We start from the raw sequence: 15,024 nt of genomic DNA on the forward strand, positions 1-15,024 counted from the left end.
AATGACCGCGAGAATGCTTGAAGGCAAGAAAATTGCCGTACTCGTTGAGACTGAATACATTCCCTACGAGATTGAAGCATATCAAACACGCTTTGCCGAACTAGGTGCAACCGTCGATCTCATGTCTCGGCTGTGGGGAAATCAGAGCGTTCGCTTTGCCGCTGATGTCGATAGCGTAGAAGTAGCAGACCAGATTAACAGGCAAGAAACGTCCCTCGCAACACTAGAAGTCAACATAGACTTTCAAAACGTAGATCTCAATGAATATGCAGCTGTCATCATGGCTGCAAATTACACCAGCGTCCGCCTGCGCTACTTTCAACCCCCACAAGGACAACAAATCAGTCCAGAACAGACTCGTACCGCTCCAGCAGTCCAATTCTTTGCTAAAGCAATGGCGAATCCCCAAATTATCAAAGGGTTGCTGTGCCACGGCTTGTGGTTGCTTACACCAATGCCAGAGTTACTCAAAGGACGACGAGTGATTTGTCACGAAGTTGTCTTAGCAGACATCACGAATGCAGGTGCAATTTACGTACCACCCCCTGCTAATTCCGAGCCAAACGACCCCAAAAATATTGCGATCGACGGTGACATGGTGACGGGACGAGCAGGACATGATGTCAACGCATTTATCGATGCGATCGCGATTCAAATCAAACAGAAGTCGGGAGTCGTAGGGGCGGGTTTAGCCAATAATTCGCAACTGAGACAGTAAATCTTGGCTCGAAACCTGCCCGTACGGGAGTCGGGAGTGTTTGACGCACCACATTCTTACCAATTACCAATTACCAATTACTAAAAGAGGTTCCAATGACTAGAAAGATTTTGATTATTCTATCTGAATGGGGTTACTGGGGTGAAGAATTGATCGGTCCCCTAGAAACCTTCGATGCTGCTGGGTATCAAGTAGACTTTGCAACTCCAACCGGCAAACGACCCGTAGCCCTTACCCCCAGCATGGATGCTACATTCGTCGATCCGCCTTTAGGTCGTCCTGTCGTTTCTCAAGAAATGGCAGAAAAAGTCCGCGTTATAGACGACCCCAATAATCCCCGCTTAAATAATCCCATCAGTTTGAGAGATTGGTTGCCGGAAAGACCTTATTGGAGTTCTCCTAAATTTCTGCGGGAAATGGAAGCCTACTACCGCAGACTTGAGGAAATTCGCGAGCAAGATTTGAGCCAATACGATTCGATGTTAATCGTTGGTGGTAGCGGTCCTCTGGTGGATTTGGTCAACAACCAAAGAGTCCACGATTTGATCCTCAACTTCTATCAAATGGATAAGCCCATTGCTGCCGAATGTTACGGCGTTCCCTGCCTTGCCTTTGCCCGTGACATCAACGATCGCAAAAGCATTATCTGGGGCAAGCACGTTACAGGTCATTGTTTGGAATATGACTACAAAGACGGTACGGGATTTATGGGAACGAACGTCGATCCTAACTTAGGCAATATTAACTTCGGTCCTCCCTTCTATCCGCTAGAGTACATTCTGCGCGATGCTACGGGACCAGAAGGGCAATTCCACGGTAACGTTGGGCATGAAGTTTCAGTTATTGTCGATTACCCCTTCGTCACAGGTCGTTCCACTCCAGACTCCTATGCAACTGGTCAGCGGTTGGTGGAGGTTTTGGAAAAGGGATTGAGACGGTACGGCTGGTAGTGGAGAGCTGAGGGAGCTGAGGAGCCTGAGGGAGAAAAAACGCTACACCCCAACCCCACATCCTTTCCCGACTCCTGTACGGGCGGGTTTCGCTCCAAGATTTACTGTCTCAGTTACGAATTGTTGGCTAAACCCGCCCCTACGAATCCCTCTCTAAAAGGAAAAAAATTATGGAAAAAAGAAACGGACGATTTGCAATTGTCGAACAATTACTTGCCGATGGTATCCGCTACATGTTCGGCAACCCTGGTACTTCTGAGGAAGGGTTTCTCGATTCGCTCGGCGATTATTATCCAGAATTTGAATACATTCTTGCCTTACAAGAAACGATCGCGGTCGCGGCTGCTGATGGCTACGCCCGCTCTACTAAAAAGCCTACCGTCGTGCAACTGCATAGCGGTGTTGGTCTGGGAAATGGCATCGGCATGATGTATCAAGCAATGCGTGGTCATGCGCCGCTGGTCGTACTAGCAGGTGAATCTGGCGTTCAATATGATGCGATGGATGCCCAGATGGCAGCAGACTTAGTGAGTATGGCAAAACCTGTCACGAAATGGGCAACTAGGGTCGTTCATCCGAGTTCGCTGCTGCGGGTATTGCGTCGAGCGATCAAAATTGCCGCTACGCCACCGATGGGTCCAGTTTTTGTCTCTCTGCCAATGGATGTGTTGGATGCACCAAATGAGGAAGAAGTTGTTCCCACCTCGATCCCAATAACGCGAGTGGCTCCCGAACCAGCAGCGATCGCCAAAGCTGCGTCAATGCTGGCTGCGGCATCCAAACCACTAATTATCGTTGGTGACGGTATAGCTTATTCCGATGCTCAGGCAGAATTAACCCGCGTTGCCGAATTAACTGGCGCTCAAGTCTGGGGTTCGGATTCATCAGAACCGAATATGAGTGCAACTCATCCCTTGTTTGGCGGATTGCTAGGTCACATGTTTGGCGAAGTCAGCAGTCGCATTACGTCTCAAGCCGATGTCGTGCTGATCTGCGGTACATATGTTTTCCCTGAAGTCTTCCCGGCATTATCGGGTGCGTTTGCTCCTGGTGCAAAGATCGTTCATATCGATCTGAATGCTTACGAAATTGCTAAAAATTTCCCTGTAGATCTCGGTATAGTCAGCGATCCGAAAATGACCCTTGCTAAATTGGGTGCTGAATTAGAAAAAATAATGACTGCCGAGCAAAAGCGGCTAGTCGGTCAAAGAATTGCCCAAATTGCTGAAACGAAAAAGCAGCACATGACGGAACAGTTTGAAGCTGACAAAGCCTTGCACGATTTAGTGCCTCTGCATTTATCGCAGTTTGCCGAAGAACTCGCCAGACATTTACCACCAAACGCGATCGTCTTCGATGAGGCAATCACTCATTCTGAAGAACTATGTCGCTATATTCCACCAACGACACTGGGACATTATTTTCAGACACGAGGTGGTTCTCTCGGTGTAGGTATTCCTGGTGCAATTGGAATTAAGCTCGCCCATCCCGATAAGACGGCGATCGGCTTTTCGGGCGATGGTGGTGCAATGTATACGATCCAAGCATTGTGGACGGCTGCTCACCATAATATCGATGCTAAATTTGTCATCTGTAACAATCGCAGCTATCGCATTCTGAAGCTGAATATTTTGCAGTATTGGCAAGAACAGCAGATCCCGCGACATGAATTTCCGGCATCTTTTGATTTGTGTCATCCCGATCTGCGATTTGACGAACTAGCACGGGCGATGGGAGTGCAAGCCGTGCGCGTGGAAACACCAGAACAGATCAAACCCGCGATCGCGCAAGCTCTTTTCCACAACGGTCCTTTCCTGATCGATCTCGTCATTAGTAATGAAGTCCCAGGAGCGATCGGCTAGGGAACTGAGGGAGACAAGGGGGACAAGGGGCAATTCACAATTCACAATTCACAATTCGCAATTAAAGAACGCACCACGCACCACTTTCTTACCAACAACCAACAACCAACAACAAATTTCCCACACCCCACACCCTTTCTTCCCCGATCGCTGATAACTGACAACTAATAACTGTTTACTACTCACCATGATTCATCAATTAATATTTGCCCATCCTAGACCAGGAATGAGCGAGAAAGATTTTCAAGACTATTGGGTTAACATTCATGCTGTGAATTATGCTAGCAAAATTCCTCAAATTAGAAGATATTTAATCGATTTGAGAATTCCTTTTGGAGCAGAACCAGAAGATCCTCTTTTCAGTGGTGTGGCTGAAATTTGGTTAGAAAATGAAGCAGAACAAATTGCTTCGCTTCAGTCTAAAGAGTTTATCGAAGGAGCGCGACGAGATGAACCAAACTGGGCAGCATTTTGGCGCACGGTTGGATTAGATACTACGGCTCATGTTTTGATGGCAGGAGAACCGCTACAAAGAGATTCCAATCGCATCAAGCTTTTGATTATGGTGAAGCGCAAAGCTGGAATGCCATTAGCAGAATTTCGCCAAACTATGTTGCACGGTCATGCTGCTAAAGTTATGAAGATTCCAGGTTTGCAACGCTATCTTCAATGCCACGTTCGCGATAGTTTTTACGCGATCGGTGAATCTATTCTCGACTGCGTATCGCAACTTTGGTTTGATGATTTATCTTCTCTTGAGAAAGCTTTGAATTCACCAGAATATGAAAATCTGATTTTACCAGAATTCGGGCATCTTTTTGAAACTAATTACGTTCATAGTATGGTGACAACTGAAAACTGGATTATTGGTCCAGATTTTCGTTAAAGGAGATTGAGTTTATGTCGAAAGCAAGCGTAGTTGATTTTTTTAGAGCTTGTCATAGCGATATGAAATTGCTAGAAAAATTTGAGCAGAAAAACTTACCCGAAGTTATTTTTCACACTAAGAGTTTGGGTTACAGCTTTAGTGGTGAGGAATTAGCTGCTGTAATTGGAAGCATGGAAGCTCAAATTATTACAGAGATGGGTGAAGCGATCGATGCTAATAGTAGTTTATGGCGAAGAATGTGGGGAAAGTCTCGCTTGCAATATGTTATTGAGGAATTATTTCAGACTTTCTCTGAAGCAGAATTAAAGCAGTTTCTTAACTAAGTTTTTAAACCAGTCAAAATCCTATGGCAAGAACAGAAGTAGTTAACTTTTTACAAGCACTCGTTCGCCAACCTGAATTGCAAACCAAATTAAAAACCTTCCCTAAACCAGAAGTTTTGGCATATGCAGAGCAGGCGGGTTATAAGTTTACCGAGCAAGAATTTGACGATACTGTTTGGGGGATTGAGATTTTCTTAGCGAATAAATTAGGAGAAAATTTCGATTTGACATTTAGTTTATGGGAAACAATGTGGGGCAAATACTATCTAGAATATCTCGCTGTCAATGTGATTGATAGTTTGTCACAACAAGAAATTGATGAGTTTCTAAACCAGTGAAAAAGGGGGACTAGTCAATGAATTTTGAACGTACATTTGATTACATTATTGTAGGTGCTGGCGCGGCTGGTTGCGTCATTGCCTATCGACTGATGAAAAATCTGGGTTGTAGCGTTTTGTTAGTGGAAGCAGGTAATCCAGATAGTAATCCTGCTATCCACAACACAGATATGCAGTCGATGACTTCTCTGTGGGGTTCCAATGCAGATTGGGGTTACTCAACCGAACCAGAACCAGGTTTAGGCGATCGCCAAATCTCCATCGCGCAAGGCAAAGTTTTGGGCGGCGGGACTTCAATCAATGCCATGATGTACATTCGAGGCAATCGTCGCGACTACGATCGCTGGAAATATTTAGGCAACGAAGGTTGGAGTTATCAAGAAATCTTACCTTATTTCAAGAAATCGGAAAATTATGAAGGTAGAGCCTCGGAATATCGAGGTGTAGGGGGACCTTTACACGTCATTAACTATCGCAATCCCGCACCTGTATCCCAAGCTTTCGTGTCAGCAGCGATGGAATTGGGTTATGGGGGTAATGACTGGGATTGCAACGGCGCACAACAGGAAAATGGTGCATTTTTCTATCAATCGACTCGCACTCAAGATAATCAGCGTTGCAGTACGGCTGTTGCTTTTCTCAGACCAATTCTCGGACATCCCAATTTTGCAGTAGAAGTTAACGCACAAGTCACGCGACTTTTATTTGCTAAACAGCGAGTTATTGGCTTGGAATATCTGCAAGACGGCAAAATTCACCAAGTTAAAGCCGACACGGAAGTGATTCTTAGTTGCGGTGCATTTGAATCGCCAAAACTGTTGATGCTTTCCGGTATTGGAGCCGCCGAACATTTGCAAGATCGTGGTATTCCTCTTGTAGTTGACTTACCTGGAGTTGGCAAAAATCTGCAAGATCATTTGCTATTTGGAGTTGGATATAGCTGCAAGCAAGCACAACCCGTACCTAATCTGCTTTCCGAAGCAGGTTTATTTACTTATACCAGCAGCGACATCGATCGCAGTACGAACTCACCCGATTTGCAATTCTTTTTTGGACCCGTACAATTTTTAGCACCTCAGTATCAAGTCGATGGTCCTGGCTTTACTTTTGCACCAATTTTAGTTCAGCCGCAAAGTCGAGGCACTGTTTCTTTAAGATCTAACAATCCTCAAGATTTAGCTGTTTTGCGTCCTAATTACTTACAGTCTGAAGCCGATCTCAATGTTTTAATTCGCGGAATTGAATTATCGAGAGAATTAGTGAATACTCGCGCTTTTGATGAGTTTCGCGGTGAAGAATTAGCTCCGGGAATTTCTGTAACTAACAAAGCAGAATTAAGTACTTATGTTCGACAAGTTGCTTCTACTGTTTGGCATCCAGTTGGAACTTGCAAAATGGGAAGCGATCGCGATGCCGTTGTTAATTCTCGACTGCAAGTTTATGGAGTAGAAGGACTGCGAGTTGCCGATGCTTCGATTATGCCCACAATTACGAGTGGGAATACGAATGCTCCTACCATCGCTATTGGTGAAAAAGCAGCCGATTTAATTATTGCCACTCGATAGTTTAGCAAAACTAAAAACAAAAATTAATGAATGGGGGGCGATCGTGACAGAAACTTTTGATTATATTATTGTCGGTTCGGGTGCGGCAGGTGCAACCGTTGCTTATCGCTTGAGCGAACTTGCTGATGCTAAAGTCTTAATTTTGGAAGCTGGCGGAACCCAAAATTGGGAAGCTATTGACGTTCCCTATCGTTGGAATGAATTGTTATTGACCGAAATAGATTGGGCTTACATGAGCGTTCCCCAGCCAGGATTAGCTAACAGACAAATCTATTCTGCGGCTGGCAAACTAATCGGCGGAACTTCCAATATTTATCACATGATTCATACCAGAGGTAAAGCCGCCGATTTTGATGATTGGGCTTACAATGGTTGTGCTGGCTGGTCTTTCAAAGACGTGCTGCCCTATTTTCAAAAACTAGAAAATCAGGAAGACGACACCAACCCTACTGCGGGTAAAGGTGGTCCAATTAATATCATTGATGCCAAATACGAAGGCAACCCAGCTTCACAAACTTTCATCGATGCCTGTGTAGAACTGGGATATCCTTACGTTAAAGATTTTAATGCCGAAGATTTTGGTGTTGGTTGGCATCACGTCGATATTAAAAATGGCAGACGCGCTGGAGTTAGAACGGCATATTTAGAACCAGCTTTAGCTCGTCCTAACGTTACTTTAAGCAGCAATTCCCAAGTAACAAAACTATTAATAGAGAACAATCGTTGTGTAGGAGTTGAATATCAACAGGACGGATTTTTAAAGACTGCCAGAGCCGATCGCGAAGTTATTGTTTGTGCAGGGGCAATTCAATCGCCAAAATTATTGCTGCTTTCAGGCATTGGTAATCCCGAACAACTGCAACAATTCAACATACCTATAGTAGTCGATTTACCAGGTGTAGGAGAAAATTTTCACGACCATCCGCTGATTATCGGTCCTATGGGCATGATGTCAGAACCAGGAGCCGATCCCAAGGGCAACATGACCGAAGTTGCCTTGTTTTGGAAATCTGAACCGTCAATGCTGGTTCCCGACTTAGAAATTTGTTTGGTGCATCGCGCCCCATTTGGCGAATCATTTTTCGGTAACGTCATCCAACGCCTGCAAACAAATCAACCAATTGCGCCAGTTAGCCAGTTAGTCGATCCGAGAATCATTTTGGCACTACCTGGTTTGGTGCGTCCGCTATCGCGTGGCTGGGTGCGTTTGGCAAGTAGCGATCCGATGGCTAATCCGCTGATTAACGCCAATTATGGAGCCGAAGAAGCGGATATCGATCGCATGGTCGAGATGGTAAAAATAGCACGTCAGATTTATCAAACTCAAGCCTTTACTAAGTTAGGTTTGACAGAAATCAATCCAGGTCCAGAAGTCAACACTGAAGCAGCACTCAGAGATTGGGTAATTAACAATGTCGGTTCCTACTACCACTACGTAGGATCTTGCAAAATGGGTGTCGATCGCATGGCAGTTGTAGACACGCAACTAAAAGTTTACGGCGTGGAAGGATTGCGCGTCGCAGATGCTTCCATCATGCCTGCCATCCCCTCATCCAACCCTCATACAACAATCGTCGCGATCGGCGAAAGAGTCGCAGATTTTATTAAACAACAGAGGTAAATATGCCAGAACAATCACAAACAGAAATTTTCGATTTAGGTGACTTCCAACTATCAACTGGATTCATCCTTTCTAACGCCAAACTAGCATATAAAACCCACGGGAAATTGAATGCAGCTAAAGACAATGCGATTCTGTTTCCACATTTTTTGGGCGGAGCGCCAGAAGCTCTAGAAATCTATATTGGCGAAGATCGTCCGCTCGACCCGCGCAAATACTTTATCATCTTACCTGGGCTGTTAGGCAATGGTGTTTCTTCCTCGCCTAGCAACACAGCTGCACCATTCGATCGCGGAGCCTTCCCGCAAACTCATATTGCTGATGATGTCATCGCTCAACATCGGCTCGTCACTGAAAAATTCGGCATCGACGAACTGTATTTAGTCCTCGGCTGGTCTGTTGGTGCGTTGCAAACTTATGAGTGGGCGGTTCGCTTTCCCCACATGGTCAAGCGTGCAGCTTCGATCGCAGGCGCTCCCAAGCCTTCTCCGTGGACTCTTTTATGGTTGCGAACGGCAATTGAGGAGCCGATCTTAGCCGATCCAGCTTGGAACAACGGCTTCTACACCGATCCTCAAGCCGTACAAGCTGGATTGCGCCGTCAAGCACACATCATGGCGCTGACACTACCACCACTCGGATTCTACCGTGAAGGCGAAGAAGTCTGGCGGGCGATCGGCTTTGCTTCTATGGATGACTTCGTTTCTCGTTTCTGGGAAGCCTTTATGCTGCCCCAAGACCCCAATAATTTGATTAATCAATCGCGCAAGACCCGCGCCGCAGACCCCAGTGCTGGTGGCGATCTATCTGCCGCACTCAGCCGCATTAAAGCACAGATGTTTGTAGTTGCTTTCACTGGCGATCGCATGTTTCCGCCGGAAGAATGCAAGCGTGACGCTGAAAGGATTCCCAACGCTAAATACTGGGAAGTTAACAGCATCGGCGGACACTTGACGACATTCTCCCTGACCGAGCAAGACAGACAGGCGATGGATGACGTGCTGCGGCAAGTGTTAGCAGCCTAGAAATGGGAGCAGGGAGCAGGGAGCAGGGGGACAAGGGGGACAAGGGAGCAACAACTATCAATTACCAACTACCTAACTACCCATTACCAACTACCAACTACCAACTACCAACTACCAACTGCATTCCTTTTACAAGCAATTTAGTATTTTCGTAGGAGACAATCAATGTATATCGGTCGCGATTGGTCAATCGAGCATAACCAACGGGCAAAAGTCAAAAACGCCGAACTCAGATATGCGTTAGTGGGAAGCGGCGAACCCGTACTTTGCATTCATGGCACAAATATTGCTGACAGCCTGATTACGCCACTGCAATTTTATCCCCAGTTGTTTGAAAAATACCAGTTTATCAGCTACTACAGAGCTGGCTACAACGGCAGCACTCTAGAAAACGATAGTTTGAGCATTGAAGAAGGCGCAGAACACGCTAAACAATTGCTGGAGCATTTAGGGATTGAAAAAACACATATTCTGGCTTTTTCCTTTGGTGGTGTGATTGGCTTTCAATTCATGCTTTCCTATCCCGAAATGGTGCATTCTGCTATCCTGCTCGAACCATATCTGCCGAGAGAAGCTCCAGAGGCAGTGGAAGCGAACGTAAATGCCTTTAACCGAGCGATGGATCTATTTAAAGCTGGCGATCGCCTGGGTGCGGCTCAGCGCTACATGGTAGATGTCTGCGGACACAGTTTTCTGAGTGCTGTCGATATGACGAATCCAATTGACGTGTGGGACAGAGTTGCCGTTGATGCCAATATCGCTTTCACAATTGATTTCCCGGCAATTTCCAATTGGGGATTCAGAATGTCAGAGGCAGATCGGCTAGTCGAGAAAAAACCAACTATGCCAGTCTTAGCGGCGATGGGACTAGACAGTGAAGCTGCAATGCCTGGTTTTCGCGAAACGCAGCAGTTTCTCATGGACTGGCTGCCGCAAGCCGAACGGTGCGGCATTATGAATGCAACTCACGGGATGCAAAGCATGAATCCTGTAGAAGTCGGACAAGCTGCCCTGGCTTTTCTCCAGAAGCACCCAATGGTTTAAGCCGGAGAAGTATTCATATGTCATTACTCGCGCAAGCCGAGCAGTTTTTCGCAGCACTTAACGCCCACGATCTCGATCGCGTAGCTGCCGCGATCGCACCGTCAGCCATTGTTCGCACGCCCATAGGGTCATTTACTGGCGGTGAAGCCTACCGAGAGTGGATGTTAATGCACTTCCGAGCGCTACCGGATTTCACTCACGAAATTCGCGGTATGGCAGCCGAATCAGATCGGATGCTTGCCTTCGAGCTGCAAGCTACTGGAACTATGACTGGTCCGCTCGCCATGCCAGGTGGCGACTTGCCTCCTACTGACAGAAGCATAGATATCTCGGCATCCGATTTCTGGCGGTTTGAGGACGGGCTGATCGTCGAGTATCATCTTTACTTCGATCGGCTCGATTTCTTCGGGCAACTGGGGCTAACTCCACCAGCTGATTATTAATTTTTGACGCGATCTTGTATCTTTCTACTATCACTTTTTGAAAGAAGATTATGCAGACACGCACTCTCGGTAACAACGGTTCCAATGTCTCTGCTCTCGGTCTAGGGCTGATGGGGATGTCAGATTTCTACGGTCCTGCTGATGAAGCTGAAAGTATCGCAACCATACACGATGCGATCGCATCTGGAATTACGTTATTGGATACAGGAGACTTCTACGGATCGGGTCATAACGAGATGCTCCTGCGCGAAGCCCTGAAAGGTCGCAGACGTGAGGATGTCTTTATCGCTGTCAAATTCGGAGCGATGCGATCGCCTAACGGTGGTTTTATTGGCGTTGATTGCCGTCCCGCCTCCGTGAAAAACTTCCTCGCCTACACGCTAAAACGGCTGGGAACCGACTACATCGATCTTTACCAACCAGCGCGGATAGACCATACAGTGCCGATTGAAGAGACAGTCGGCGCGATCGCCGAAATGGTTGAAGCGGGCTACGTGCGCCATATCGGGCTTTCAGAAGCAGGAGCCGAAACCCTGCGCCGCGCCCAAGCCGTTCACCCGATTACCTGGCTGCAAATTGAATATTCGCTCCTCAGTCGCAGTATCGAAGCTGAGATTCTGCCGACAGCTCGCGAACTCGGCATTGCGGTTACTGCCTATGGAGTCCTGTCGCGCGGTCTTTTGAGCGGTCACTGGTCGAAAGAGAGATCGGCAACAGCCCGCGATTTTCGCGCCCACCTGCCCCGCTTTACGGGCGCAAACTTAGATTGCAACCTCGCCCTCGTCGAAGCGCTACGGGCGATCGCCCAAGAGAAAGAGGCGACAGTGGCTCAAGTCGCGATCGCCTGGGTTTTAGCGCAGGGAGCCGATATTATTCCGCTGGTTGGCGCACGTCGGCGCGATCGCCTTGCTGAGGCGCTGGGTGCGTTGGAAGTGCATCTGTCTGTGGCAGATCTCGCTCGGATTGAAAAGGCAGTCCCAACAACTGCGGTAGCGGGCGATCGCTACGATGCCGGACAGATGGCTATGCTCGACAGCGAAAGAAAAACATAAAGACGTTAACAAGAGTTTTGCTATGCCTACCATTCAGTTTACGTATTTCACGGGATTAACAAGAGAGATTTTTGCCAACGCCCGCTTAACTGGTAGCTGGGACGGCAACGGACGCTATTCGGAGCAGTGGACGACTATCCCCATGCAACAAACGACTGGTGAAGATGGTTGTCCCTGCTTTACAACTACAGTGGAGTTAGATGATTCGCAAGTTGGTTGGTTATTTCGCTGGGCTGTCATTTTAGATAGTTTAGCAGGTGCAGATCGGTGGGGCATTGCCACTGAGATTAACGATAGTAATTCGAGCGATCGCTACCGCAGTTTTACACTACAACCTGACAGCGGTAAACCGCAACCAGAAAGCTATTACCTCACCCATTCCCGTCTTCTGGGAGCGCAAAAATACTATAACGATGCCCCCCAACCAGCGATTCAATTTGCCGTTTGGTCGCCTAACGCTCAAAATGTGGAAGTGGTTTTTGGTGGTAGTAGTGGTTACATAGGCGATGACGGTTCCGGCATCGACTCCTCTCGCAGTACGCTGGCTTTATCTCGACAAAATAACGGCATTTGGCTAACAAATATCGCCAATTCCGCCCTGGCTAATTTCGCCAATTTCGACCATCTGCCCTATATGTATCGGATTACGAAACAGAATGGCAGGGTGGAGTATAAAACAGATTTATATTCCCGCTGTCAGATCGGTCAAGGAAATATCAATCCCAACGGCGCAGCTTATACTGGCGATTACCGCGAACTTGATGGTTCGGTGAGTTGTTCGGTGGTTGTCGATCCCGATCGCATTTTGATGCAGCCTGGAGATACGATCGCGCTATCTTCACAAGAATTTATCTCCGAAGTAGAGTTTTGGCAAAACGAGTTTAATCCCAATCGTCCCCTTCCCCGTCGCGTTGAAGATCTCGTTATCTACGAACTGCATATTGGTGCGTTGGGATACGGTACGAATCGACCTGGTAATTTTGCCGATGCTATACAACTGCTACCCTACTTAGTCGATTTGGGTGTCAATGCAGTTGAATTACTACCCATGTCTGAATTTAGAGACGAGCAAAACTGGGGTTATGAAACATCCCACTACTTTGCTTTAGAATACAGCGCGGGTGGTCGCGACCAATTGAAGCATTTCGTTCGCGAGTGCCATCGCAACGGTATTGCCGTCATTATGGATGTGGTATACAATCACTACTCTCCAGATGCCGGACGCGCCCAATGGGCTTACGATTCGGACGTTCCCGAACAAAACATTTATTACTGGTACGAGGGCAACTCCAGCAACTATTTCTACTCGGACGGCAGGCACTTCCCAGAAGGCGGATATGTAGACAACATGTCTACTGGTTTCTCTCCCCGCTTTCATGAAGAGATGGTGCGCAAGATGTTTATCAGCAGTGCTGCGACTCTATTAGAAGAGTTTCATGTTGACGGTTTCCGCGTCGATCAAACAACTTCGATGCACTCATATAACGTACTACACGCCGATGGTAGACCGCTAGGAAACGTTAATGTTTTTGGGGCTAAATTCCTGAGAGAATGGTGTCGGACGTTGAAGCTGATCCGCCCAGATGTGATGTTGATGGCGGAGGATCATTCTGATTGGGATCGAGTCACCGAGTCAACTGAAAATGGTGGTTTGGGATTTGATGCGGCTTGGTATTCCAGTTTCTACCATAATTTAGTTGGCGATGCCAGTGCCGGAAGAGAATATGCCAAATTAATTCCCACAGCTGGCTATGGTGACAACGATCCGCTAGCGATGGATTATTTTGCAGGCGCATTAGTAGCATCTGGCAGTCACAAAGTTGTCTACCACGAATCCCACGACGAAGCAGGTAACTCCTACTACAACGAAGGTGGCAATCGCATTGAATCTCGGCGCACGATTGTAGCAGCAGTGAACTCTGCACCTTTAATTGGCAACACGCGGCGCTTTGCTGAGGCACGCTGTCACTTTGCTTGTGGCGTAACAATGCTGAGTGCGGGTACGCCGATGTTCCTTATGGGTGAAGAAATTGGGGCGCAAAAAGCCTACAGATACCGTGGTTTCATGGACAACCGCGAAGATTTGCTAGGCGAACGGCAAACCAACGGACAGCGATTGTTTCGATTTTATCAGGATATTATCCGACTGCGACTCAACAATTCAGGATTGCGATCGCACAATATCGATATTATTCACGTCCACAACGCCAACCGAGTTATTGCATTTAGACGCTGGGACAACTCCCAGGAATTTTTAATTGTCGCCAGTCTGAATAATAATCCTTTTGGTTCGGGATATGCGATCGAAAGTTCTCGTCTTGGCAATGGTACGTGGCGCGAAGTTTTTAATAGTGACGCCGAACCTTATGGAGGAAATAGTGTCGGTAATTTAGGCGGATCTATTGCTTCTAATAACGGGTGGATTAATGTTATTATTCCAGCAAATGGATTTGTCGTCTTGCAGCGAATTTAGCTAGGTAGGGTGCGTTATTTAACGCACCTTACCAATAAAACTTTTAATTTTTAACTTACTTTATCATGCCAAAATACACAATTGAAGATGTTTTAGACATCATTAAAACCTTCACCCCAGAAGAAAAAATTACCTTACAATCTCAACTGGCTACAGCCTTAAACTCTCCAGCAGGTGTAACACCTTCAAGTAGAAACCAGCAATCTCAATCCTTTGGTAACGTTACCCTTGGTAGCGGCAACACTTTTGATGCTAATCAGATTTCTGCTGAAGGCTCTGTAAATTTAGCTCGTAGTACAAACACAGGTGAATTTGCTAAAAAAGAAATTCAAGAAGCTTTAGATTTATTGCAAACGCTTAAACAAGGAATTGCTCAAACTGAGAAGCTGAATGTATTAGAAAAGAAAAATGCTGAGGCAACGATTTCAGTTGTAGAAGAAGAAATTACTAAGCCCAAACCAGATAAAAATTTACTGACTCAAGCAGGAAGTGCTTTAGAAAATTGTTGTAAAAAAGTAGCAGAATTTGCCGATCCTGCCTTGGCTATTGCGAATATCATCGCCATGATTGTTTGACTTGTTATTAGGGAGCAGGGAGCAGGGAGCAGGGAGCAGAGGGAATAAGAGAGCTGAGGGAGAAAAAAACCTACACCCCACACCCTACACCCTATTCCTGAGCGCACCACGCACCACGCTCTTACAAATGACAGACCAATGACAAA

General features: G+C 46.6%; 17 protein-coding genes. 16 read left to right on the forward strand and 1 reads right to left on the reverse strand.

The genetic code is table 11. From position 1 onward, the window contains the following. Nucleotide 1: 1 nt before the first annotated feature. From H6G17_RS07050 to H6G17_RS07060, 3 genes are all read left to right on the forward strand, one after another. Nucleotides 2-718 carry a DJ-1/PfpI family protein gene (locus H6G17_RS07050; RefSeq protein WP_192155549.1) on the forward strand — a complete coding sequence of 239 codons (717 nt, stop codon included), beginning with the start codon at nt 2-4 and terminating at the stop codon, nt 716-718. 95 nt (nt 719-813) lie between these two features. Then, the gene (locus tag H6G17_RS07055; protein WP_192155551.1) at nt 814-1,668 is read left to right on the forward strand and encodes a type 1 glutamine amidotransferase domain-containing protein; all 855 of its coding nucleotides are present in this window, start codon (nt 814-816) and stop codon (nt 1,666-1,668) included. Between the two features lie 170 nt (nt 1,669-1,838). Continuing rightward, nucleotides 1,839-3,530, forward strand: coding sequence for a thiamine pyrophosphate-binding protein (locus H6G17_RS07060; RefSeq protein WP_192155553.1), 1,692 nt, complete (start codon nt 1,839-1,841; stop codon nt 3,528-3,530). Between the two features lie 48 nt (nt 3,531-3,578). Here H6G17_RS07060 and H6G17_RS07065 read toward each other — a convergent pair whose 3' ends face one another. After that, nucleotides 3,579-3,719: a hypothetical protein gene (locus tag H6G17_RS07065; RefSeq protein ID WP_192155555.1), complete on the reverse strand. Its 141-nt coding sequence runs from the start codon at nt 3,717-3,719 to the stop codon at nt 3,579-3,581. Between H6G17_RS07065 and H6G17_RS07070 the strand changes: the two genes are divergently transcribed. The 13 genes from H6G17_RS07070 to H6G17_RS07130 all read left to right on the forward strand — a co-directional run bounded on the left by H6G17_RS07070 (nt 3,718) and on the right by H6G17_RS07130 (nt 15,020). Next, nucleotides 3,718-4,416: an EthD domain-containing protein gene (locus H6G17_RS07070; protein WP_192155557.1), complete on the forward strand. Its 699-nt coding sequence runs from the start codon at nt 3,718-3,720 to the stop codon at nt 4,414-4,416. The two genes, H6G17_RS07065 and H6G17_RS07070, sit on opposite strands and share 2 nt — an antisense overlap. A 14-nt stretch (nt 4,417-4,430) precedes the next feature. Beyond that, complete coding sequence (locus tag H6G17_RS07075) at nt 4,431-4,742, forward strand: Nif11 family protein (protein ID WP_192155559.1); 312 nt, start codon at nt 4,431-4,433, stop codon at nt 4,740-4,742. A 23-nt stretch (nt 4,743-4,765) separates the two neighbouring features. Further along, complete coding sequence (locus tag H6G17_RS07080) at nt 4,766-5,080, forward strand: Nif11-like leader peptide family natural product precursor (RefSeq protein WP_192155561.1); 315 nt, start codon at nt 4,766-4,768, stop codon at nt 5,078-5,080. A gap of 17 nt (nt 5,081-5,097) precedes the next feature. Beyond that, nucleotides 5,098-6,645 (forward strand): GMC family oxidoreductase N-terminal domain-containing protein, encoded by a 1,548-nt coding sequence (locus tag H6G17_RS07085; RefSeq protein WP_192155563.1) that lies wholly within the window; start codon nt 5,098-5,100, stop codon nt 6,643-6,645. Beyond that, nucleotides 6,632-8,266: a GMC family oxidoreductase N-terminal domain-containing protein gene (locus tag H6G17_RS07090; protein WP_199316572.1), complete on the forward strand. Its 1,635-nt coding sequence runs from the start codon at nt 6,632-6,634 to the stop codon at nt 8,264-8,266. Before H6G17_RS07085 ends, H6G17_RS07090 begins: the two co-directional genes overlap by 14 nt. 2 nt (nt 8,267-8,268) lie before the next feature. Beyond that, a complete protein-coding gene (locus tag H6G17_RS07095) occupies nt 8,269-9,291 on the forward strand; it encodes an alpha/beta fold hydrolase (RefSeq protein ID WP_192155565.1) in 1,023 nt (340 codons plus the stop codon). 2 nt (nt 9,292-9,293) lie between these two features. Beyond that, nucleotides 9,294-9,446 carry a hypothetical protein gene (locus H6G17_RS07100; protein WP_192155811.1) on the forward strand — a complete coding sequence of 51 codons (153 nt, stop codon included), beginning with the start codon at nt 9,294-9,296 and terminating at the stop codon, nt 9,444-9,446. Between the two features lie 10 nt (nt 9,447-9,456). After that, nucleotides 9,457-10,335, forward strand: a complete 879-nt coding sequence (locus H6G17_RS07105) for an alpha/beta hydrolase (protein WP_192155567.1) — start codon at nt 9,457-9,459, stop codon at nt 10,333-10,335. 17 nt (nt 10,336-10,352) lie between these two features. Further along, nucleotides 10,353-10,778, forward strand: a complete 426-nt coding sequence (locus H6G17_RS07110) for a nuclear transport factor 2 family protein (RefSeq protein ID WP_192155569.1) — start codon at nt 10,353-10,355, stop codon at nt 10,776-10,778. A 50-nt stretch (nt 10,779-10,828) separates the two neighbouring features. Further along, a complete protein-coding gene (locus tag H6G17_RS07115; protein WP_192155571.1) occupies nt 10,829-11,830 on the forward strand; it encodes an aldo/keto reductase in 1,002 nt (333 codons plus the stop codon). A 22-nt stretch (nt 11,831-11,852) separates the two neighbouring features. Next, entirely contained in the window at nt 11,853-14,303 is a 2,451-nt protein-coding gene (locus tag H6G17_RS07120) for an alpha-amylase family glycosyl hydrolase (protein ID WP_192155573.1), read from the forward strand. A gap of 65 nt (nt 14,304-14,368) precedes the next feature. Continuing rightward, a complete protein-coding gene (locus H6G17_RS07125; protein WP_192155575.1) occupies nt 14,369-14,878 on the forward strand; it encodes a hypothetical protein in 510 nt (169 codons plus the stop codon). Then, nucleotides 14,871-15,020, forward strand: coding sequence for a hypothetical protein (locus H6G17_RS07130; protein ID WP_192155577.1), 150 nt, complete (start codon nt 14,871-14,873; stop codon nt 15,018-15,020). The genes H6G17_RS07125 and H6G17_RS07130 overlap by 8 nt, the downstream gene beginning before the upstream one ends. Nucleotides 15,021-15,024 lie beyond the last annotated feature (4 nt).

It is taken from the genome of Chroococcidiopsis sp. [FACHB-1243] (assembly GCF_014696895.1).
Lineage (GTDB): Bacteria > Cyanobacteriota > Cyanobacteriia > Cyanobacteriales > Chroococcidiopsidaceae > Chroococcidiopsis.

Coding starts and splice junctions, on each gene's coding strand:
- H6G17_RS07065 (WP_192155555.1), bottom strand. CDS start 3,719: ATGGTGAGTAGTAAACAGTTATTAGTTGTCAGTTATCAGCGATCGGGG.
- H6G17_RS07110 (WP_192155569.1), top strand. CDS start 10,353: ATGTCATTACTCGCGCAAGCCGAGCAGTTTTTCGCAGCACTTAACGCC.
- H6G17_RS07055 (WP_192155551.1), top strand. CDS start 814: ATGACTAGAAAGATTTTGATTATTCTATCTGAATGGGGTTACTGGGGT.
- H6G17_RS07115 (WP_192155571.1), top strand. CDS start 10,829: ATGCAGACACGCACTCTCGGTAACAACGGTTCCAATGTCTCTGCTCTC.
- H6G17_RS07070 (WP_192155557.1), top strand. CDS start 3,718: ATGATTCATCAATTAATATTTGCCCATCCTAGACCAGGAATGAGCGAG.
- H6G17_RS07085 (WP_192155563.1), top strand. CDS start 5,098: ATGAATTTTGAACGTACATTTGATTACATTATTGTAGGTGCTGGCGCG.
- H6G17_RS07100 (WP_192155811.1), top strand. CDS start 9,294: ATGGGAGCAGGGAGCAGGGAGCAGGGGGACAAGGGGGACAAGGGAGCA.
- H6G17_RS07075 (WP_192155559.1), top strand. CDS start 4,431: ATGTCGAAAGCAAGCGTAGTTGATTTTTTTAGAGCTTGTCATAGCGAT.
- H6G17_RS07120 (WP_192155573.1), top strand. CDS start 11,853: ATGCCTACCATTCAGTTTACGTATTTCACGGGATTAACAAGAGAGATT.
- H6G17_RS07125 (WP_192155575.1), top strand. CDS start 14,369: ATGCCAAAATACACAATTGAAGATGTTTTAGACATCATTAAAACCTTC.
- H6G17_RS07060 (WP_192155553.1), top strand. CDS start 1,839: ATGGAAAAAAGAAACGGACGATTTGCAATTGTCGAACAATTACTTGCC.
- H6G17_RS07105 (WP_192155567.1), top strand. CDS start 9,457: ATGTATATCGGTCGCGATTGGTCAATCGAGCATAACCAACGGGCAAAA.
- H6G17_RS07095 (WP_192155565.1), top strand. CDS start 8,269: ATGCCAGAACAATCACAAACAGAAATTTTCGATTTAGGTGACTTCCAA.
- H6G17_RS07080 (WP_192155561.1), top strand. CDS start 4,766: ATGGCAAGAACAGAAGTAGTTAACTTTTTACAAGCACTCGTTCGCCAA.
- H6G17_RS07050 (WP_192155549.1), top strand. CDS start 2: ATGACCGCGAGAATGCTTGAAGGCAAGAAAATTGCCGTACTCGTTGAG.